Raw genomic sequence first — 18,822 nt, 5'->3', positions numbered from 1 at the left:
ACACAGTACAGCTACGAGTCCTACTCCAATCGTGCCGAGTGGACGGACGCATAGACGCCGACGATCCGTTCCTCACCATTAGAAACGACGTCTTAAGGGAGTTTGGCGGACACGAACCGGGACAACCCCAACCGTCAGGTGCGGCTGAGCTTCCTGGGGTAGGGAACGTTGCACTGTGAGTGAGTCAATACCTGTGCTTGGGAAGTGAGAGTTTTCCGGACCATGCAGCGAGAGTTTTTGGTGCAATGGGTGGAGTGGAATTAGTTGGCCGGAGCGGGCCGTGACGGCGTGCTACTGTTGATCTCAGTTGCAGTTTTGGTTCCCGAAACTTCAAGTGCTCCCACTCGGCTTCGGCCGGGGAGAGCGCTTTTGTATTTCCGGTCGTTTTCCGGCGGGGTGATCATTGCGGCGACACGGTGTCTGCACAGTGCGGATTCCGATGTACTGCCCCGAGGGAGATATGACATGGCTACTGGTACCGTCAAGTGGTTCAACGCGGAAAAGGGCTTCGGCTTCATCGAGCAGGACGGTGGCGGCGCTGACGTGTTCGCCCACTACTCGAACATTGCCGCCCAGGGTTTCCGCGAGCTGCTGGAAGGCCAGAAGGTGACCTTCGACATCGCGCAGGGCCAGAAGGGCCCGACGGCCGAGAACATCGTTCCGGCCTGACGCTGACGAGCACTTTGTAGCTGGGGCCCGCATCCCTCGGGGTGCGGGCCCCAGCTACACGTGTTTTCCCGCAGCAGTTTCATCTACGGGACGGCTTGGAGAAATCCCCAGCCCCACCACGTGCGGCTCATCCTTCAAAGATGCAGACGCAGCCTGAAGAGCCGCACCCCCGTCGACGTCCGGATTGTGTCCGCGTGAATTTCCGTCGGCCGGATCTGCTTTCTTTTGCTTTTTGTCTTTTTGCCATCGGTCCATATCTGTAGTTCTCCGTGCTGCTCAATGCCGCGGGAATTCCTTGATATGTGCCACATCGAGGAAGGTTCCGCATGAACCGCACACGTACGAACGACCGCTCCGCCCGAGTCCGTAATGGCCGTGCCGACGCAGGAAAGGGCGGCAGCCGCTACGGCTCGTCGGCACCCCGCCGTTCCGGAGGGCCTGTCCGTTCCGGCGGGTACGGCCGCCGGCCCGCCGCGGTGCAGGGTGAGTTCGCGCTCCCTGAGACGATCACCCCCGCGCTGCCCGCCGCCCAGGGCTTCGCCGATCTCGACATGCCCGAGCAACTGCTGGCCGAACTCGGCAGGCAGGGTGTGAGCACACCGTTCCCGATCCAGGGTGCGACGTTGCCGAACACTCTGGCGGGCCGTGACGTCCTGGGCCGCGGGCGCACCGGTTCCGGCAAGACCCTCGCTTTCGGCCTCGCCCTGCTCGCCCGCACGGCCGGACAGCGTGCCGAGCCTCGCCAGCCGCTGGGACTGATCCTCGTACCGACACGTGAGCTGGCGCAGCAGGTGACCGACGCGCTCACCCCGTACGCCCGCTCCGTCAGGCTGCGTCTGGCCACCGTGGTGGGCGGGATGTCGATCGGCAAGCAGGCCGGCGCGCTGCGAGGCGGTGCCGAGGTCGTCGTCGCGACCCCGGGACGGCTCAAGGACCTCATCGACCGCGGCGACTGCCGTCTGAACCAGGTCGGCATCACGGTGCTGGACGAGGCCGACCAGATGGCCGACATGGGCTTCATGCCGCAGGTCACCGCGCTGCTCGACCAGGTACGCCCGGAGGGGCAGCGGATGCTGTTCTCCGCCACCTTGGACCGTAACGTCGACCGGCTGGTGCGCCGTTACCTCACCGACCCCGTCGTGCATTCGGTCGACCCGTCGGCCGGTGCGGTCACGACGATGGAGCACCACGTCCTGCACGTCCGCGACACCGACAAGCACGCCGCCACGACCGAGATCGCCGCCCGCGAGGGCCGGGTGATCATGTTCCTGGACACCAAGCACGCCGTCGACCGGCTGACCCGGGACCTCCTCAACAGCGGGGTCCGGGCCGCCGCGCTGCACGGTGGCAAGTCGCAGCCGCAGCGCACCCGCACACTCGCCCAGTTCAAGACGGGGCACGTCAGCGTGCTGGTGGCGACCAATGTGGCGGCGCGCGGCATCCACGTCGACAACCTCGACCTCGTCGTCAACGTCGACCCGCCGACCGACCACAAGGACTACCTCCACCGCGGCGGCCGTACCGCCCGCGCCGGCGAGTCCGGCAGCGTCGTGACCCTCGTGACCCCCAGCCAGCGACGCGGCATGGTTCGCCTCATGTCGGACGCCGGGATCCGGCCGCAGATCACCGAGGTCCGCTCCGGCGAGGCCGAACTGAACCGCATCACCGGTGCCCAGACTCCGTCCGGCATCCCGGTCGTCATCACCGCACCAGTGGCCGAACGCCCCATGCGCAGCACCCCCTCCCGGGGCCGACGCCGCCCCTCGTCGGGTGCGCGGCGCGGGCCCGTACGCCAGTCCGTCGTCGGCGCGGCGGCCTAGAACCCTCGTGATCAGGAAGCTGACCCATCTCCGCAGGAGGCATCTTTTGACGCTGGTTCAGACACAGCCCCGCCCGGCGGACGCCGGTCCTGTGCACAGGACGCCGGCTGAGGTCGTGGAGGCGGGCGGACCGCAGGTCTGGGACGACATGAGCGTCGAGGTGGCGCTGTCCGTCATGGCCGCCGCCCGCACGAGCCGGCTGGTCGTCTGCGACCAGGACGGCCAGTGCACCGGCCTGGTCACCCGGACCGAACTAACCTCCGTGCGCGACAACTCCGCCTACACGGACCGCGTCCGGCTGCGCGACATCCTCGGCGACCACCGGTCGTTCACTTCCCCCGTGATGACGATGGCCGAAGCCGAGCACGCGATGCGCTCCCGCCGGTCCGGTGCCCTGGCGGTGTTCGACGGGCAAGGCGGCGGCCCAGGCCGCCTCGTGCTCTCCCACTGATCCGCCTCACCCCGGTCGGACCGTTCGCCCCTTCTCCTCGTGAGGCCCCATGCGCTGTGTCATCGCCCGTTTCCCCTTCGAGCTCACCAAGAGCGGTGTGCTCGAATCGATGAAGGGCATCAAGCCCGAGCAGGTCATGGGTGAGTCCGTGATCATCGGCCGTCGTCACTACCCGGTCAAGCAGGTCGGCCAGGTCATCACCCGGCAGGACCGCCGCGACTTCAGCGCCGACGAAGTCGTCCGGGCGATGGCCAAGCTCGGTTTCACCTGCCGCGCTCTTCCCGAGGCCGTACCCGTGGGCATCCTCGGCCCGCTCCGGCAGGCTTCCGCGATGCTCGGCACTCCGACGCCTGTCTGACCGCCGCGACAGGTACGCGCCGACACCTGATCAGCAGTGGGCCCGGCCGACGCACGTCGGTCGGGCCCACACTGCGTGCGACGGGGTCCCGTCGCCGTGGTTGCTCAGTGGCCGGAATATCAGTGGTCGGAATAGCTGAAGTCGCCTACGGTCCAGGCGCTGACGTCGTCGATCGCGACCCGGTACATCCCGCCCGTCTCCGGGATCCCCACCGTGCCCTGAAGAATTCGGGCGACGTGGAAGTGCAGATGAGTGGGCGGCCCATCCCCCTTCGCGGGGGTGTCGAACACGGCGGAGAACTCTCCCAGGCGGGCGGAATCTGTCAGCACCTCCGACACCCTCCGCCTCCACACGGCTTCGGGAGCCAGCCGGCCGGTGATGACGGCGCCGCCGGTGACCACGGTCAGGGACATCTGGTTGCTCTGCCCGGACTCCACCAGGGTGGCGACGTCAACGAGCAACTTGTCAGGCTTCGACATGGGGCAGATTGTATTTGCCGGCCATCCGGCTGCTTCAACGGTGGCGTTACCGGGTGAGGAAGGCGCTCACGGTCCTGCCACCGGCCGCCCGCCAGGCTGTGGTTGTGAACGGTCACCTCGATGCTGTCGGGTATGCCGTCAGGTCCAGAGTGCAGGCGCCGCCGCCGTGACGCGGGGCGTTGGTGACGAGCTCCGAGACGACCAGGACCACGGTGTCGGCATCCTCGGCAGGTGTTGACAGCCCTTCCTCCCGCGTCTGCCCCTGTTCGAGGTCGACTACCTCACTGTCGAACGCGCGGAAATCTGTCTTTGTCAGAGTAGACATCATCACGGGGCTGTGGTTATGGTTCTCTCGTAGCCCAGAGAGACAGCAGGGCCCGGCAGACACGAACTGCCGGGCGCAGTACATGCAAGTGCAGTATCCGAAAGTGCAGTACGCAGTACCCCGCTTGTAGGCAGTTGATCCCAGAGGGAAGAACGGAGGAGCCGAGCGCCATCAGGATCGCCCGGGCCGACATCTTGAACCCGGGTACCGCAGGACATCGATAGTGAGGTGGTCTCCGGTCAAGCAACAGCGATCCCAGCACTCCCGGCAGTATCAAGGTCGGGGCTGCAGAAACAGAAGGTCGGCGCAGTATCCGGGCCGGCAGATGGTGTAGCAGTTCCTTCGGGGCCTTGGTGCCGTACGGCACCAAGGCCCCTCGACGCGTTCCACAGAGAGGTGCAGATGACAGCAGACGACTCGTTCGGCCGTATCGACGACGAGGACTACCCCGCCTACACGATGGGCCGGGCCGCCGAACTCCTCGGCACCACCCAGGGCTTCCTCCGCGCCATCGGCGAAGCCCGCCTCATCACCCCGCTCCGCTCCGAAGGCGGCCATCGCCGCTACTCCCGCTACCAGTTGCGCATCGCCGCCCGCGCGCGGGAACTCGTCGACCGCGGGACCCCCATCGAGGCCGCCTGCCGCATCATCGTCCTCGAAGACCAGCTCGAAGAAGCCCAGCGCATCAACGCCGAATACCGCCGCGCCGGAGAATCCACGAACCCGACGACCACGGCCTGAGACAGGGGCCCGCCGGTATCGGCGGGCACCCCCTACCCCCCGGCCCGGGTGGGCATACGCCTGGCCGGCCCACCACGGAATCGGCACCACACCCCGCCGCGGGGCCTGACCTTCCGCCTGTGCGAACCTCCAGGAAGCCCACGAGGTTGGATAGCTCCATGGTGCGACGAGAGCACGTGACGAGAATTCGGCCTCCCTTCGGCGTACCGAGAAGCATCGTCCTGCTGGCGACTCCGGAAGGCTGGCGCCACAGTGTTCTCACCGAGGAAGGCGGGATGCTCTGCGGACGCCTTGCCGACGTGGCTGCCAACACCGACCCGGCCGAGGCACAGGCCGCCGTGGCTGCCATCGTGGTGGGACTCGCACACGACTTCCACGAAGCTGACGTCGATGTGTCCTGGGATCCGCCCCGGAAACCGAGGTCCTGGACAGCTCAGGTCGCCGTTGCCACGACCCCACCGAGCGCCTGAAGTCCGGGTCGTCGAGGCGGGAGTGGGTGACACGGTCGCGTCGGGAACAGATGGTCCTGCCGGGACGGTTGCGTCTACCGGGAGATCGGCACCGCACGGGTGGGGCACGGGGACCACAAGGTCGGCCGCCCCGCCAGCCCGGTGGCCCCGGGTCGCGGTACGCCCGCCGCTCTCTCGAACCTCGACGTACATCTGCAGAAGGACTGTTTCATGGCTGACCGGCCCTTGACGCTCATGGCGGTACACGCACACCCCGACGACGAGGCCACCGGAACCGGAGGGGTTCTCGCGCGGTACGCCGCGGAAGGCATCCGCACGGTTCTCGTGACCTGTACCGACGGCGGCTGTGGCGACGGGCCAGGGGGTGTCAAGCCGGGCGAGCCCGGCCACGATCCGGCGGCCGTCGCCCTGATGCGCCGTCAGGAACTCGAAGCGAGCTGTGGTGTCCTGAAGATCAGCGATCTGGAAATGCTGGACTACGCCGACTCCGGGATGATGGGCTGGCCCAGCAACGACGCCCCCGGAGCCTTCTGGCGGACCCCCGTGCAGGAAAGCGCGGCACGCCTTGCGGACCTGATGCGGCACTACCGACCCGATGTGGTCGTCACGTACGACGAGAACGGCTTCTACGGCCACCCCGACCACATCCAGGCCCACCGCATCACGATGGCGGCGCTGGAGATGACCGAGCTGACGCCGAAGGTGTACTGGACCACCATGCCCCGCTCGATGATGCGGCGGTTCGGCGAGATCATGCGCGAGTTCCAGGAGGACATGCCGGCGCCGGATCCCGCGGAGGCCGCCGAGATGGCCAAGATCGGTCTCCCCGACGACGAGATCACCACCTGGGTGGACGCCACCGCGTACAGCGACCAGAAGTTCGACGCGCTGGCCGCGCACGCCAGTCAGGGCGACAACATCTTCTTCCTCAAGCTGGGCAAGGAGCGGTTCGGTGAACTGATGGGCACGGAGACCTTCGTACGCGTCCAGGACGCCACCGGCACGGCCCTACCGGAGAACGACCTCTTCGCCGGACTGCGCTGATCCGAACGGACCAGATCCTGAGGGAAGTGAACCCCGGGAGGCCAGTTCCGCAGAGTGCGACGAAAGGCCTACGGGCTGCGATGGATTGTGGCTACTATCGGCCAACCAGTCGCCGGGATTTGGCGATTTTTCCTCATGGATGCGCAGAACGGTGGGGGGAGTGTCGCCAAAGTGACCGGATTGGGAAGGTTCGGGGGTAGACGAACCAGAATCATGGCCGTCGACGACCAGCCCTCGGCTGCTGCTTCGACGTCAACCGACCTTCCCCCAGCGGCAGTCGGGTCAGGTTCCAGTCCACGTCGACTGCCTCTACGTACTGTTCTGATCATTCTTGTGGTCGTGCCGAGCTTCGCACTCGCACCCCTGTGGGGTCTGAGCACGTATCAACTGGCCACCCGCTGGCAGGCGGAGAGAACGCAGGGGGACCTGACCACCTCGTTGAGTCCCCCTTCGTTCGCTCTCTTCCAGGCCCTCCAGAAGGAGCGACGGCTCACCGCGGAGGCACAGGCCGACCCCGGCGGCACCACCCGGGGTCGGCTGGTCGCCGCGCGCAGAGTGACGGACAAGGCGGTGGCGGACTTCCGTCCTGTGGCCGCCGAGAGCACCTCGCACGGGCAGGAGGGGCTGAGTGGGGCCCTCGCCGGTACCACGGACGACCTCGACCAGATCTCTCTGCAGCGCAAGGCAGTTGACACCGGGTCGGTCGACGCGAAGGCGGCATTCGACTACTACAACGGGACCGTCGACTCCCTGATCACCGTCTTCACCGCGCTGGGCCGCACCAGCAACGCCGACGTGACTCTCCTGGCGCACACGAGTGTCGATCTCTACGGCGCCATCGACATGATCGGGCGCGAGGACGCCCTGCTCGGCCGCGACTGGGACACCACGGGGCATCTGTCGGTCACCGAGTACGACGTGTTCGTCGATGCCGTCGGCGCTCAGAACTACCTGCTCCAACGGGTCGCCCTCAGCCTCACCGGCGATGAACGCGACACGTACAAGAAGCTGACGAGCGCCAAGTCCTGGGCGGTTCAGCAGGATCTGGAGAAGCAGATCATCGTCGCCGGCCCCCACCACTCGCAGGGCGAGTTGGTGCTCGGCCAGATCCACGCTCAATGGCGCAGTTCGGTGGACGCCAACTACCCGCTGCTGCGGAGCCTGGTCGACGTGCGGGCCGCCAACGTCGACAAGGCCTCCGCCGACAGTGTCGGCGGACTCCTGCAAACTCTCATCATCGTCAGCGCCTTCAACCTGCTCGCCGTGATCCTGGTCATCGTCACCAGCTGGCGCCTGACCGTCATGCTGCGCCGACGTATCTATGGCCTGCGCGAGGAAGCCGTGGAACTCCAGCAGCGACTGCCCGACGTGGTGGCCCGGTTGGAGCGCGGCGAGAACGTCGACGTGGACCGTGAGGTCCGGCTGGTCGAGTCCACCCCCGATGAACTCGGCGAACTCGGGCAGGCTTTGAACGCCGCCAGCCGCAGCGCGGTGTCCACGGCAGTGCGCCAGGCCGAACAGCACCGTGGCTTCGAGCGCCTGCTCCAGCGGATCGCCCGCCGCACCCAACTCCTCATCGGCCTCCAGCTGCGCAAGCTGGACGAGCTGGAACGCACCCACGAGGACCCGGAGTTGTTGACCGGTCTGTTCGCTCTGGACCACCTCACCGCCCGGCTCCGCCGCTACGAGGAGAACCTGGTCATCCTCGGCGGTGGCCAGCCGCAGCGCCGCTGGCGCAAGCCGGTCCGGCTGATCGACGTGCTGCGCGCCGCGCAGAGCGAGGTCAGCGACTACGACCGGATCTCGATCGACGTCGAGGGCGAGCCCTGGGTGTCCGAGCGGGCGGTGGGCCCGCTCGCGCACATATTGGCGGAGCTGATGGAGAACGCCGCCGTCTTCTCGAAGCCGCCAACTCCGGTCGAGGTAAGGGCCGTTCTGGTCAGCAGGGGCATCGCGGTCGAGATCGAGGACCGCGGCCTGGGCATGGAACCCGAGGAGTACGCCGCCGCCAATGCCTTGATGGAAGCGCCGCCGCAGCTCGATGTGATGACCCAGGCCGATGACGTACGGCTCGGTCTGTACGTGGTCGCCCGGCTGTCGGCGAGCCTGGGACTGCGGGTGGAACTGCGGCCGTCCGCATTCGGCGGCACCCGGGTGATCGTACTGCTGCCCGAACAAGTGGTGGTGGAACAGCCCGGCACGGAGCCGGAGCCGGTACCGCTTCCCGCCGATGCCCCGCCGCTCCCGACGGGTCCGAAGCCGCACCTGCACGACGCCGGCATCGGTCGGCAGGTGCCGTACCGGGAAGGGCAGTTGCCCTTCCGTGCCAGGGGACACGCGATGGCGAACGTCACCGCCTCCGGTCTCCGTACTCCGGTCGACAGCGAGCCATCCCCGTCCACGCCCGCCGGCGCGGACCCGCTGCCCCAGCGGGTCCGACAGGCCAGTCTGGCGCCCGAACTCCAGATCCCGGCGGAGCCGGAGAGCCCGGACGAGCAGACTCCCTGGGCGATCCCCGACCGGCCGAGCCGGTCCGGGGCCACGATCGGCGCGTTCCAGCGGCAGTCCCGGCTGGCCCGGGGCGGGAACAGCTCGGACGGCGGCGCCACAGGCGGCTTCGGCAACGGCTTCGGCAGCGGTGGGGTCCACCGGGGCTTCGGCGACGGCGCTGGTGACAGCGGCAGTTACGCCACGGGCTACGACACCGGCCACGGCTACGGCAGTGGCTATGGCAACAGCAATGGTGATGGCTACGGCGACGGCAGCGGTGAAGGGCCCACCTCGCCCGACCGGCCCGGCTCTTCTAGGACGGATGATCGAGAATGACGCAGCGAACGACGGCCACCAACGTGGACCTGGACTGGCTTCTGGACGGTCTGGTCGACCAGGTGACGGGTACCCGGCACGCCATCTTGCTCTCGGACGACGGCCTGGTGATGAGTCGTTCGCAGACCGTCGAACGCTCGGACGCGGAGCGGCTCGCCGCGATCGCCACCGGCCAGCAGAGCCTCGCCCGCGGCGCCGGTCAGCTCTTCGGCGGCGGCCCGGTGCACCAGGTCATCGTCGAGATGGCCGGCCTGTGGCTGTTCGTCATCGCCGCGGGCCGCGGCACCCACCTGGCGGTGGTCGCCTCCCAGGAGGTCGACGCCGAGCTGATGAGCGTCGCGATGCACACCCTGGTCCAGCAGGTCGGTCGGCGGCTGGGCGCCGACGCGCGTACTCCGCCGGCCGATGACGCCGGGAGAGCCGGATGAGGCACTGGACCGAGGTGTTCGACGACGGCGACGCCGACGAACAACTGGTCCGTCCCTACACCATCACCAGCGGGCGCACGAGCCCCGAACGGGCGGATCTGACACTGATCACCCTGGTGACCACGGTGCCCGAGGGCACCACGCGGGCAACGCTCGCGGTACGCAGGATGCAACCGGAGCACCGGACGATCCTCGCGCTGTGCCGGGACTCCAAAGCGGTCGTGGAAGTCTCCGCCGAACTGGGCCTCCCCGTGGTGCTGACCAAGATCCTCATCGGCGATCTGGTCGACTCGGGGCAGGTGTGGGCCCGCTCGCCACGGCCGTTCACACAGCGGGGCGAACTTTCTGACATGGCTGTTCTCGAGGCGGTGAGGGATGGACTACGCAAGCTCTGAGCACACGGCCGGCCGTGCTTCGGACCGGATGGCCGACCATAAGGACACTGCCCCGCTGGCGGTGAAGATTCTGGTCGCCGGCGGGTTCGGCGTCGGGAAGACGACTCTGGTCGGTTCGGTAAGCGAGGTCGCGCCGCTGCACACCGAGGAGTACCTGACCCGGGCCAGCGTCGGTGTCGACGACCTGGACGGTCTGAACAGCAAGTTCACGACCACCGTCGCCCTCGACTTCGGGCGGATCACCATCAGTGGCGACCTCGTGGTCTACCTCTTCGGCACCCCCGGACAGGAACGCTTCTGGTTCATGTGGAACGACCTGGTCAACGGGGCGATGGGCGCGGTGGTCCTGGTCGACACCCGGCGGCTGGACGCGAGCTTCGCCTCGATCGACTTCTTCGAGAGCCGCGGCATCCCCTTCATCGTCGGCGTCAACTGCTTCCACGGTGTCCGGGACAGGACCACGGAGGAGATCCGCAGGGCACTCGCTCTCGACTCCCAGGTACCGCTGGTGCTCTGCGATGCCCGGGACCGGACGGACAGCCGGGATGTGCTGTTGGCGCTCGTCGAACACCTGATGGCCCGTCAGTCCGCAACGTCCCTCTGACGGCCCACCACTTGGGAGGCGGCCCGGCGCGATCGGCTCCGAACGGCCGCCGCCGGTGACTCACCCGGCGCCGATCGGGCCGCACATCAGGTTGCCGGGTTCGGCAGGGTCGTCGCTGGTCCAGAACTGGGTCCACAGCGCGGCGAACTCGGGGCGGCTGAGGTAACCGTCGGCGTCCTGGTCGAGCCGGTCGAAGGCGCCGCCGGTCTCCACGGGCCGCCCGTGCCAGGTGTCGACGAGACGCTGGTGCTCGCCGCGCGAGATGCGTCCGTCGGCGTTCTCGTCGACCGCGTCGAAGATGGTGTCGGCGGTGGCCGTGACCGCCTCGGGGATGGTCGGCAGCAGGTCCACCATGGCGAGGAGGTCGTCCATGTCGATCCGGCCGTCCCGGTCCGTGTCCACGGTCTCCGACAGCTGCTGCCACCAGCCCTTCAGTACGCCGTCCACGCGCGCGGCCAGGTCCGATCCCTCTCTCACGCGCGGCAGCCGGCCCCAGCGGTCCGCCAGGGCCACGAAGTCCGCCTCCTCCAGATAGCCGTTGCCGTCCGCGTCGAACGCCTCGAACATGGCCTGGAGCTTGGTCCGCTGGAACTCGCTGGACATCACACGCCTCCTCACTCGCAGCACTGAGGTCACTCGCAGTACTGAGGACATGCTGTCCGTGGCCGGCCGCCCTGCAACGGCGCTCGCGCTCACCGCGCCGGGTGTCCGCGCGCCCACGAGCCCGCCCGGTGCGCCGGGCGCCGGTTTACCCGCGGGGGATGGCGGACCGGGCCCCGGCAACCGTCCGTGCCCGCCGAGGGCCGCCGCCGATTCCGTACCCTTGCGGCATGCGCATGCGCCCCACCCTGAGCTGGACCCCCGCGGCGGGGGATCCGCTGCCGGGCACCACCGACCTGGAGCCGGTCGTCGACGTGCTGAGCACCGGCGGTGTGCTGGTGCTCAGCGGGGCGGGCATCTCGACGGAGTCGGGCATCCCCGATTACCGGGGCGAGGGCGGGAGCCTGAGCCGGCACACTCCGATGACCTACCAGGACTTCACCGGGAGTGCGCAGGCGCGGCGCCGGTACTGGGCGCGCAGCCACCTCGGCTGGCGCACCTTCGGGCGGGCCCGCCCCAACGCGGGACATCTGGCGGTGGCCGCCTTCGCCCGGGACGCCCGCGTCTCGGGCGTGATCACCCAGAACGTCGACGGTCTGCATCAGGCCGCGGGCAGCGAGGGCGTCGTGGAACTCCACGGCAGCCTGGACCGGGTCGTCTGCCTCTCCTGCCGCGAGATCAGCCCGCGCCGCGAACTCGCCCGGCGCCTGGAGGCCGAGAACCCGGGCTTCGACCCGGTCGCCGCCGGTATCAACCCGGACGGTGACGCGGACCTCACCAATGCGCAGGTCGGGGACTTCCGCGTGGTGCCGTGCGCCGACTGCGGGGGAGTCCTCAAGCCGGACGTGGTGTTCTTCGGCGAGACGGTTCCGCCGCAGCGCGTCGAGCAGTGCCGGCGGCTGGTCCGCGAGTCGACCGCGCTGCTGGTCCTCGGCTCGTCGCTGACGGTGATGTCGGGGCTGCGGTTCGTCCGTCAGGCGGCGCAGGAAAACAAGCCGGTGCTGGTCGTCAACCGGGACCCCACCCGGGGCGACCCGCACGCCCGCACCCGGATCGCGCTCCCGCTGGGAACGGCCCTGACGACCGTCGCCGACCGACTCGGCATCCCGGTCGGCGGGCCGACGGGCTGACGAAGAGGTCTCTCGTGTGACCGTGGTATCGGCGGGTCAGCCGGCGAGGCGGGAGCGGTCCGCCGTGGTGTGGGGCACGCGGAGGTGTTCCAGCAGGAGTCCTTCGCGGGTGGACCAGGGGCAGATCTCGACGCTCTTGGCGTCGCAGGTCTCCATGAGGGCCTGTGCGATCAGGGCTCCGGCCAGGGATTGTTCGGCTCGGTGTCGGGAGATGCCGGGCAGTTTGCCGCGGCGGGAGGGCTTCGCGTCGGCCAACAGGGCGGTCGCGGAACGGAGTTGGGGCAGGGTCAGCTGTCGTCCGGCTCGTGGTGCCTTGCCCCGGGCTGCGGCGAGCCGGGCGAGTTGTTCGAAGGTTTTGGAGCAGGCCAACACGCGCACACCGGGTTGGGCGAGGGGCAGGTCGGGGACGGCTTGCAGGGTCTGGCGCAGGTGCTGGCGGATCTCGGCCAGGCGGTGTGGGGAGGGTGTGGTGTTGCCGGGCAGCCAGTCGCGGGTGATCCTGCGTGCGCCCAGTGGCAGTGAGTGGACGGAGCGGGGCTGGTCCTTGGTGCCGGAGGCGATCTCGACGGTTCCGCCGCCGATGTCCAGGACGAGCAGGCGTCCGGCGGTCGGGCCGGCCCACTGGCGGGCGGCCACGTAGGCCAGTCGTGCTTCCTCTTCGCCGGTCAGTACGCGCAGGTGGGTGCCTGTGGTGCGGGCCACGTGCGCGATGATCGCGTCCCGGTTGGGTGCGTCCCGGATGACGGAGGTGGCGAATGCGAAGACTTCCGGTCCGCGCGGGCGCGGGTTGGCGGCGACGGCCTGGGCTACTGCCCGCTCGACGCTTTTCACGCCGGCTCTCTCCAGTCGTCCCTTGTGGTCGAGGGTCTGGTGCAGTCGCAGCCGTACCTTGCGGGAGAAGACCGGCTCCAGCACTGCTCCCGGGCGCCGGCGTACGACGGTCAGCAGAGCACTGTGGCACCCGACATCGAGCACGCCTGCCTGCCGCACTTCATCGCCTCCTCAAGGCTCGCGCTCGACCCGACCGGCTTCTTCTTCGGTCCTCCGACAGCCGAGACGACGGCGTGTCGGGTTTCCGGCCCAGCGTGTGAGCATATCGTCACCGCCCGCGCAGCCTCCGACCTGTCCCTGAAGCAGCCGTCCTGGCTGTTGCTGGGACTGAGGGTGCTGCGCACGACACCGATCAAGTCGCCCGGGTCGGGCGGTGACTTCCCGGAGTGCCTTCCGTCTTGCGATGGACGCGGTGCTGGAAGTGGCTGTCGATCTCTGGTGGCAACGCGGTTCGCCGTGTAGCGTCGCTCTCAGATGTCGTGGTTCGCAGTACCTGCCCGCGCTGTTGCGCGGGCATTTTGCTGTGCGGTAGCTGGACCAGGGCGATCACCTCCGGGGCCGCGCGGTGCGGTCCCAGACAGCGAATGAGAGGGACCGGCATGGCCAGCGGAACCGTCAAGTGGTTCAACGCCGAAAAGGGCTTCGGCTTCATCGAGCAGGACGGTGGCGGGGCGGACGTCTTCGCGCACTACTCCAACATCAACGCCTCCGGCTTCCGTGAACTGCAGGAAGGCCAGAAGGTGACCTTCGACATCACCCAGGGGCAGAAGGGCCCGCAGGCGGAGAACATCACTCCTGCCTGACCCCTCGCCAGCAGGGCCCGGAAGCAGCCGCTTCCGGGCCCTGTTCTGGTCCATGAGCTCGATGTCGTGGGTTTCGCCGGCGGAGGCAGGAAGCGCCCACTTCTTCCCCGGCCGCGCCTCCGACCTCGGCTGATTCCGCAGCGCCGGGCTGGTTCGGACGTCGGCCCCAGCCCGTACCTGATCGTCCGGTGATGAGTTTTCGTCTGCGCACCCGTCACACCTACGACGGGACACGGCGAGGCGGAAGGCGGACGTGATGGGTGCGGAGACGGGGCTGGAGGAGCTGGGCGTGAGCCGGCTGGGTGAGGTCGACGAGCCGGGGTTCTCGGGGCTGGCGGAGCGGCACCGGCGGGAGCTGCACGTGCACTGCTACCGGATGCTCGGGTCGTTCGAGGACGCCGAGGACACCGTGCAGGAGACGTTTCTCCGGGCCTGGCGGCGGCGGGAGACCTTCGAGGGGCGGTCCTCGTTCCGGGCCTGGCTGTACGGGATTGCCACCAACGCCTGCCTGGACCTGCTCGCCAAGCGCCGCCCGGAGCCCGCGACCGGCGGGGAGGTGCTGTGGCTGCAGCCCTACCCGGACCTGCTGCTCGACCAGCTGCCCGCAGGCGACGCGGACGAGCCGGAGACCCTCGCCGTCGCGCGGGAGACGATCGAGCTGGCGTACCTGGTCGCCGTCCAGCACCTCGCGCCGCGCCCGCGGGCGGTGCTGATCCTGCGGGACGTGCTCGGCCGGCCGGCGAAGGAGGTCGCCGCGCTCCTCGGGGACTCCGTCAACTCCGTGAACAGCGCGCTGCAACGGGCCCGCGCCGGCATGCGCGAGCATCTGCCCGCCGAGCGGCAGGACTGGACCGGCGGCGAACAGGACGCCGGGACCCGCGAGTTGGTGCGCCGGTACACCGACGCCAGCGTGGCCACGGACGTCGAGAGCCTCGCCGCACTGCTGCGGGACGACGTCCGCTGCTCGATGCCGCCCACGCCGGGCCTGTACGTCGGTCGCGACGCGGTGGTGAAAGACTGGGTCGAAGGCGGCTTCGAGGGCATGAAGGGCCTGCGCGCCGTCCCCACCTCCGTGAACCGGCAGCCCGCCGTCGCCTTCTACCTCTGGAGTCGGCCGGAGGGCGCGTACCTCCCACTGACGATCGATGTCCTGCGCGTCACCGGTGGGGCGATCACCGAGATCATCACGTTCCACGACGACCGGTTCCCGCGGTTGGAGCTGCCGGAACGCCTGCCGGCGGACGGCACGGAGTAGTCCCGCGCCGCGCGCGACGAGGCAGGCGGCTGCCGATCGACCGCTCCGGACGTCCGCCCGCAGCCCACACGGGCCGCGGGCGGACGCGCCGGGTCACTTGGTGCGGTAGGCGTCCACGATCGTCTGGCTGAACGTGTTGCCGTGACGGTCCTTCACCTCGGCGCGCAGCGACACCGTGCCGCCCGCGGGCGGGTTGGTGACGGTGACCGCGTGGTGCCGGACGGTCGCGCGGTGCCAGGTCTTCCCGGCGTCGTACGACACGGACACCTTGAACGAGGCCAGGCCCTTGCCGGCGGCCGAACCCTGCACGGTAACCGGCACCTTCTGCCGTTTGCCCGCCACCGCCGTTGAGTCCAGGGCGAGTTCGGGCGTGTAGCGGACCACGCTCGACGGGACGGCGGTCGCCGACGACGTACGGGACGAGGCGAACTCGGCCTGCCAGGTGACCGCGGAGGTGACCGACGAGACACCGGTCGCCCGGTGGACGGTCGTCACCAGCGTGTAGCGGGCCCTGTCCGGCGGCAGGGTGAAGCTCGTGGCGTCGAGCAGCCCGTCGGCGGTGGCATAGGGCTTGCCGTTGCGGAGGAGCGTGGTGGTCGTCGACGTCGGGTCGTACAGGCTGGCGCCCGTGTGCCCCGCACCGTCGGTGAACGGGGCGATTCTTCCGGTGAGTTGGTCACCGTTTCTGACGAGTCCGCCGCCGGCGGCGAGCGCGGGCCCGAACACGCCCACGCCGACCGTCTCGGTGCGGCTCGTGCCGGCGGGGTAGGCGCGGGCGGGTATCTCGTACCGGGTCTGGACGCTGCCGTTGGTCGGATTGACCTGACTGGAGATCTCCGACCAGGCGTAGCCGCCCTGGACGTACACGGTCCGGGTGCCGGGCAGGTCGCTGTAGTGGCCGATGGCCACGCCGCCGGGACCCGACTGCACCGTGTAGTTCACGCCCAGGGCCCCGGGTACCGAGGCGCCCTGATGGAGTGTCAGTCTGGCCAACTGGCGTGCGGTGACGTGCTGGACGTGGCCGGAGTAGAAGGCATCGCGCAGTGTGTCGGCGATGTGGTACTCGGTCGCGCCGTTGTACCAGTTGGAGCGGAAGTACGAGGTGACCTCGCCCGGTGCCGGTGCGGGGCCGAAGGTGCCGACGCGGGCGCCCTGGAGGCTGGCGGACAGTCCGACGCCGAGGGAGGCCTCGGCCTTGCCCGAGTGGACCACGGCCGTCAGGAGCGTGGAGTAGCCGACGGCCTCCGGGTCCGGCACGGTCACCTCGACGGGCCGGGCGTCGCGCGCGTCGAAGGCGAGGGTCATGTCGTGGTCGACCGTCACCTTGGGGGCGACGAGCGTGTCGATGCCGCCGTTGGCGAAGTTGCGCCCGGCGACGATGTAGTCACCGGCGGGCAGTTCCACCGTGGCGGTGCCGTCCTCGCCCCTGATCACCTCGAAGACATCGTTGCCGATGCCGGTGAACCAGGCGGCCCAGCTGAAGGCGTCGGGCCGCCCGCCGTCGCGGTCGGTCGCCTGGACGGTGACCTCGAAGGTGTTCGCGGACCGCTCCAGACCGCCGGTGCTGCGGACGGTCGTACCGCCGCCGGTGGCCACCAGCGTGATGCTGTACGCGCCCGTCGCGTCGCCGCCGACGCGGGCGTCCGCGGTGACGTCGACGCCCGCGGTGCCGCCCGCGGGGACGCTGATCCTCTGGGCGCCGAGCGTGAACAGCCCCGCGGGGGCGGGGCCGCCGTCCGGGCCGGTGGTGGTGGCGGTCAGGTCCAGGGTGACCGGCTGGTCGCCGAGGTTGCGGTACGAGACCGTGCGGGTCTGCGGCTCGTCGTCGGTGTGCGGCCACTCCGCCTCACCGAAGTTCAGCGAACCGGGCTCGGCCACGACGGTCTGCGCGGACGCCCGGGTCAGGTCGATCCGGCCGGTGCCCTGCTGGTAGGCGGTGTAGTCGCCGGGCTTCGCCGAACCGGTCAGCAGGCTCTTGATCCGGCCGGGGCCCCAGTCCGGGTGCTGCTGCATCAGGAGGGCCGCCGCGCCGGTGACATGCGGGGTGGCCATCGAGGTGCCGTCGAGAGTGACGTAACCGGGCGCGGGGTGCGGGTCGTTCGGCCGGGTGCCAGCCGCGGCGGCCGCGGTGATGGCGACGCCGGGCGCGGTGACGTCGGGCTTGACGCCACCGTCCAGGCGCGGGCCGCGCGAGGAGAAGCCGGCCAGCCCGTCCAGCTTGTCCACGGCGCCCACGGTCAGCGCGGACTCGGCGACACCGGGGGTGCCCACGGTCCCTGAGCCGGAACCGGAGTTGCCCGCCGCGATGACGAACAGCGCCCGGTCGGAGAGCGCGTTCACGGCCTCTTCGAGCGGGTCGGTGCCCGGCTCGTCCGGTGAGCCGAGGGACATGTTGATCACGTCCGCGCCCTGCGCGACCGCCCACTCCATGCCGTCCACGATCCCGGAAGTCAGCCCGGAACCAGCGGTGTTGAGCACCTTGCCGTTGATCAGCTCGGCGCCCGGTGCCACGCCCTTGTATTTGCCGTCCGAGCCCGCCCCTGTGCCGGCGGCGGTCGACGCGACGTGCGTCCCGTGCCCGTTGCCGTCCCGGAGTTCGGTGTCCGTCGAGAAGTTCCGCTCGGCGACGACCCGCCCGGCGAAGTCGGGGTGGGTGGTGTCGATGCCGGTGTCGAGCACGGCGATCTTCACACCCTTGCCGTCGAAGCCGGACCGCCACATGCCCGGGGCGCCGATCTGCGGCACGCTCACGTCCAGGGCGGCCGTCACCACCCGGTCGAGCCGCAACTCGGCCACGCCGGGCGCGAGTTCGCTCGTACCGTCCGCGGTGTCGGTCAGCGCGGACCACGCCGTCGAGGCCTCGTCGGGCGACACGACTACGGCCTCGGCGTCCACGGAGGACAGATCCCGAACGACCGCCTCGGTGTCCGCGTGCAACTGGCCACGAGCGGCCGGGTTCTGCGCCGAATACCGTACGAGCACGGGGGCGCCGCCGTGTGTCAGGTCCCGGTACTCGGGCCGACTCAGCTCGGCCACGTCGAATAACCCCAGGTCCAACTTGCCCTGACCGAGCAGGACTTCGGCGTCGGCGGGGACGACGTAGGTGTGGTCCCCGGTGCGGCTGATCTGGAGCGGGATATCGGAGCGGCCCTTGGCCGGAGTGACCCCGACCGCGTTGCCCTCCTGGTCCAGGAGGACCTGGTCACCGGTGATCAACGTGACCGTTGTGTATGACCTGTTGGCCGCGACGGAGGCGGCCGTGGGGGTGCCGGCCGCCGCGGCCGGGACGGATATCAGCCCCGTCGTGAGGGCCCCCGTCGTGAGCGCCACCGTCATGAGCAGCGCTCCGGACCGGCGGGCGGGGCGGGTGATCCGTCTCTTTTTTCTTGATCCCGACAATGTCGTCCCTGTCTGTGTGGGGAGGTGGGGGTTCACCCCGACTCGCTTCAACTGATGCAGGACCGTGCCGAGAGAGATCCTTCCCACGCCTCACCTCCTCACGACATTGGTTCGTACCTTTAGCGTTCCGGGATGCTGTTCACAGTCGCCTCCGCAAGTCCGTCGGGGGCGACCGGTCCTCCCGGAACGGAGTC

17 protein-coding genes and 1 pseudogene are annotated in these 18,822 nt (G+C 69.3%); 13 read left to right on the top strand and 5 right to left on the bottom strand.

The genetic code is table 11. From position 1 onward, the window contains the following. Nucleotides 1-465 precede the first annotated feature (465 nt). The 4 genes from ACIP6U_RS36245 to ACIP6U_RS36230 all read left to right on the top strand — a co-directional run bounded on the left by ACIP6U_RS36245 (nt 466) and on the right by ACIP6U_RS36230 (nt 3,298). Nucleotides 466-669: a cold-shock protein gene (locus ACIP6U_RS36245; RefSeq protein ID WP_006136369.1), complete on the top strand. Its 204-nt coding sequence runs from the start codon at nt 466-468 to the stop codon at nt 667-669. 326 nt (nt 670-995) lie between these two features. Beyond that, nucleotides 996-2,489 carry a DEAD/DEAH box helicase gene (locus ACIP6U_RS36240; protein ID WP_401726736.1) on the top strand — a complete coding sequence of 498 codons (1,494 nt, stop codon included), beginning with the start codon at nt 996-998 and terminating at the stop codon, nt 2,487-2,489. A 46-nt stretch (nt 2,490-2,535) separates the two neighbouring features. Continuing rightward, on the top strand, nt 2,536-2,940 hold the full coding sequence (locus tag ACIP6U_RS36235) for a CBS domain-containing protein (RefSeq protein WP_401726734.1): 405 nt from the start codon (nt 2,536-2,538) through the stop codon (nt 2,938-2,940). A 49-nt stretch (nt 2,941-2,989) separates the two neighbouring features. Continuing rightward, nucleotides 2,990-3,298 carry an SCO5918 family protein gene (locus ACIP6U_RS36230; RefSeq protein WP_401726732.1) on the top strand — a complete coding sequence of 103 codons (309 nt, stop codon included), beginning with the start codon at nt 2,990-2,992 and terminating at the stop codon, nt 3,296-3,298. Between the two features lie 119 nt (nt 3,299-3,417). On the opposite strand, the gene ACIP6U_RS36225 is transcribed toward ACIP6U_RS36230, so the two are convergent. Further along, nucleotides 3,418-3,777, bottom strand: a complete 360-nt coding sequence (locus ACIP6U_RS36225) for a hypothetical protein (RefSeq protein WP_401726730.1) — start codon at nt 3,775-3,777, stop codon at nt 3,418-3,420. 95 nt (nt 3,778-3,872) lie between these two features. After that, nucleotides 3,873-4,015: pseudogene (locus ACIP6U_RS36220) on the bottom strand (ATP-binding protein); the annotation flags it as partial. Nucleotides 4,016-4,504: 489 nt separating this feature from the next. On the opposite strand from ACIP6U_RS36220, the gene ACIP6U_RS36215 reads away from it, so the two are divergent. From ACIP6U_RS36215 to ACIP6U_RS36190, 6 genes are all read left to right on the top strand, one after another. After that, nucleotides 4,505-4,843 (top strand): MerR family transcriptional regulator, encoded by a 339-nt coding sequence (locus tag ACIP6U_RS36215; RefSeq protein WP_401726728.1) that lies wholly within the window; start codon nt 4,505-4,507, stop codon nt 4,841-4,843. Nucleotides 4,844-5,523: 680 nt separating this feature from the next. Further along, complete coding sequence (locus tag ACIP6U_RS36210) at nt 5,524-6,357, top strand: PIG-L family deacetylase (protein ID WP_401726726.1); 834 nt, start codon at nt 5,524-5,526, stop codon at nt 6,355-6,357. 339 nt (nt 6,358-6,696) lie between these two features. Continuing rightward, nucleotides 6,697-9,183: a nitrate- and nitrite sensing domain-containing protein gene (locus ACIP6U_RS36205; protein WP_401726724.1), complete on the top strand. Its 2,487-nt coding sequence runs from the start codon at nt 6,697-6,699 to the stop codon at nt 9,181-9,183. Beyond that, the gene (locus tag ACIP6U_RS36200) at nt 9,180-9,611 is read left to right on the top strand and encodes a roadblock/LC7 domain-containing protein (RefSeq protein WP_401726722.1); all 432 of its coding nucleotides are present in this window, start codon (nt 9,180-9,182) and stop codon (nt 9,609-9,611) included. The genes ACIP6U_RS36205 and ACIP6U_RS36200 overlap by 4 nt, the downstream gene beginning before the upstream one ends. Continuing rightward, nucleotides 9,608-10,006, top strand: coding sequence for a DUF742 domain-containing protein (locus ACIP6U_RS36195; protein WP_401726720.1), 399 nt, complete (start codon nt 9,608-9,610; stop codon nt 10,004-10,006). The genes ACIP6U_RS36200 and ACIP6U_RS36195 overlap by 4 nt, the downstream gene beginning before the upstream one ends. 28 nt (nt 10,007-10,034) lie before the next feature. Beyond that, nucleotides 10,035-10,610, top strand: a complete 576-nt coding sequence (locus ACIP6U_RS36190) for a GTP-binding protein (protein WP_401726718.1) — start codon at nt 10,035-10,037, stop codon at nt 10,608-10,610. A gap of 60 nt (nt 10,611-10,670) precedes the next feature. Here the strand turns inward: ACIP6U_RS36190 and ACIP6U_RS36185 are convergent, their stop codons facing one another. After that, on the bottom strand, nt 10,671-11,213 hold the full coding sequence (locus ACIP6U_RS36185; RefSeq protein WP_401726716.1) for an EF-hand domain-containing protein: 543 nt from the start codon (nt 11,211-11,213) through the stop codon (nt 10,671-10,673). A 227-nt stretch (nt 11,214-11,440) separates the two neighbouring features. On the opposite strand from ACIP6U_RS36185, the gene ACIP6U_RS36180 reads away from it, so the two are divergent. Continuing rightward, nucleotides 11,441-12,340: an NAD-dependent protein deacetylase gene (locus tag ACIP6U_RS36180; RefSeq protein WP_401726714.1), complete on the top strand. Its 900-nt coding sequence runs from the start codon at nt 11,441-11,443 to the stop codon at nt 12,338-12,340. Between the two features lie 36 nt (nt 12,341-12,376). Here ACIP6U_RS36180 and ACIP6U_RS36175 read toward each other — a convergent pair whose 3' ends face one another. Further along, nucleotides 12,377-13,330: a Ppx/GppA phosphatase family protein gene (locus ACIP6U_RS36175; protein ID WP_401726712.1), complete on the bottom strand. Its 954-nt coding sequence runs from the start codon at nt 13,328-13,330 to the stop codon at nt 12,377-12,379. A 440-nt stretch (nt 13,331-13,770) separates the two neighbouring features. Here ACIP6U_RS36175 and ACIP6U_RS36170 point away from each other — a divergent pair, with 440 nt between their 5' ends. Together ACIP6U_RS36170 and ACIP6U_RS36165 are read left to right on the top strand one after the other, a co-directional pair. Next, complete coding sequence (locus tag ACIP6U_RS36170; protein ID WP_124004789.1) at nt 13,771-13,974, top strand: cold-shock protein; 204 nt, start codon at nt 13,771-13,773, stop codon at nt 13,972-13,974. A gap of 256 nt (nt 13,975-14,230) precedes the next feature. Beyond that, nucleotides 14,231-15,229 carry an RNA polymerase subunit sigma-70 gene (locus ACIP6U_RS36165; protein ID WP_401726709.1) on the top strand — a complete coding sequence of 333 codons (999 nt, stop codon included), beginning with the start codon at nt 14,231-14,233 and terminating at the stop codon, nt 15,227-15,229. Nucleotides 15,230-15,322: 93 nt separating this feature from the next. Here the strand turns inward: ACIP6U_RS36165 and ACIP6U_RS36160 are convergent, their stop codons facing one another. Beyond that, nucleotides 15,323-18,565 carry a S8 family peptidase gene (locus ACIP6U_RS36160; protein WP_401726707.1) on the bottom strand — a complete coding sequence of 1,081 codons (3,243 nt, stop codon included), beginning with the start codon at nt 18,563-18,565 and terminating at the stop codon, nt 15,323-15,325. Between the last annotated feature and the right edge of the window lie 257 nt (nt 18,566-18,822).

The organism is Streptomyces sp. NPDC088794 (genome assembly GCF_044750545.1).
Classification (GTDB): domain Bacteria; phylum Actinomycetota; class Actinomycetes; order Streptomycetales; family Streptomycetaceae; genus Streptomyces.
This window is presented reverse-complemented; position numbering and strand designations above follow the sequence as displayed.

What these genes read in the sequence shown, in the direction of transcription:
- ACIP6U_RS36245 (WP_006136369.1), top strand. Translation starts at nt 466, where the DNA reads ATGGCTACTGGTACCGTCAAGTGGTTCAACGCGGAAAAGGGCTTCGGC.
- ACIP6U_RS36240 (WP_401726736.1), top strand. Translation starts at nt 996, where the DNA reads ATGAACCGCACACGTACGAACGACCGCTCCGCCCGAGTCCGTAATGGC.
- ACIP6U_RS36230 (WP_401726732.1), top strand. Translation starts at nt 2,990, where the DNA reads ATGCGCTGTGTCATCGCCCGTTTCCCCTTCGAGCTCACCAAGAGCGGT.
- ACIP6U_RS36225 (WP_401726730.1), bottom strand. Translation starts at nt 3,777, where the DNA reads ATGTCGAAGCCTGACAAGTTGCTCGTTGACGTCGCCACCCTGGTGGAG.
- ACIP6U_RS36215 (WP_401726728.1), top strand. Translation starts at nt 4,505, where the DNA reads ATGACAGCAGACGACTCGTTCGGCCGTATCGACGACGAGGACTACCCC.
- ACIP6U_RS36210 (WP_401726726.1), top strand. Translation starts at nt 5,524, where the DNA reads ATGGCTGACCGGCCCTTGACGCTCATGGCGGTACACGCACACCCCGAC.
- ACIP6U_RS36200 (WP_401726722.1), top strand. Translation starts at nt 9,180, where the DNA reads ATGACGCAGCGAACGACGGCCACCAACGTGGACCTGGACTGGCTTCTG.
- ACIP6U_RS36195 (WP_401726720.1), top strand. Translation starts at nt 9,608, where the DNA reads ATGAGGCACTGGACCGAGGTGTTCGACGACGGCGACGCCGACGAACAA.
- ACIP6U_RS36190 (WP_401726718.1), top strand. Translation starts at nt 10,035, where the DNA reads ATGGCCGACCATAAGGACACTGCCCCGCTGGCGGTGAAGATTCTGGTC.
- ACIP6U_RS36185 (WP_401726716.1), bottom strand. Translation starts at nt 11,213, where the DNA reads ATGTCCAGCGAGTTCCAGCGGACCAAGCTCCAGGCCATGTTCGAGGCG.
- ACIP6U_RS36180 (WP_401726714.1), top strand. Translation starts at nt 11,441, where the DNA reads ATGCGCATGCGCCCCACCCTGAGCTGGACCCCCGCGGCGGGGGATCCG.
- ACIP6U_RS36170 (WP_124004789.1), top strand. Translation starts at nt 13,771, where the DNA reads ATGGCCAGCGGAACCGTCAAGTGGTTCAACGCCGAAAAGGGCTTCGGC.
- ACIP6U_RS36165 (WP_401726709.1), top strand. Translation starts at nt 14,231, where the DNA reads ATGGGTGCGGAGACGGGGCTGGAGGAGCTGGGCGTGAGCCGGCTGGGT.
- ACIP6U_RS36160 (WP_401726707.1), bottom strand. Translation starts at nt 18,565, where the DNA reads ATGACGGTGGCGCTCACGACGGGGGCCCTCACGACGGGGCTGATATCC.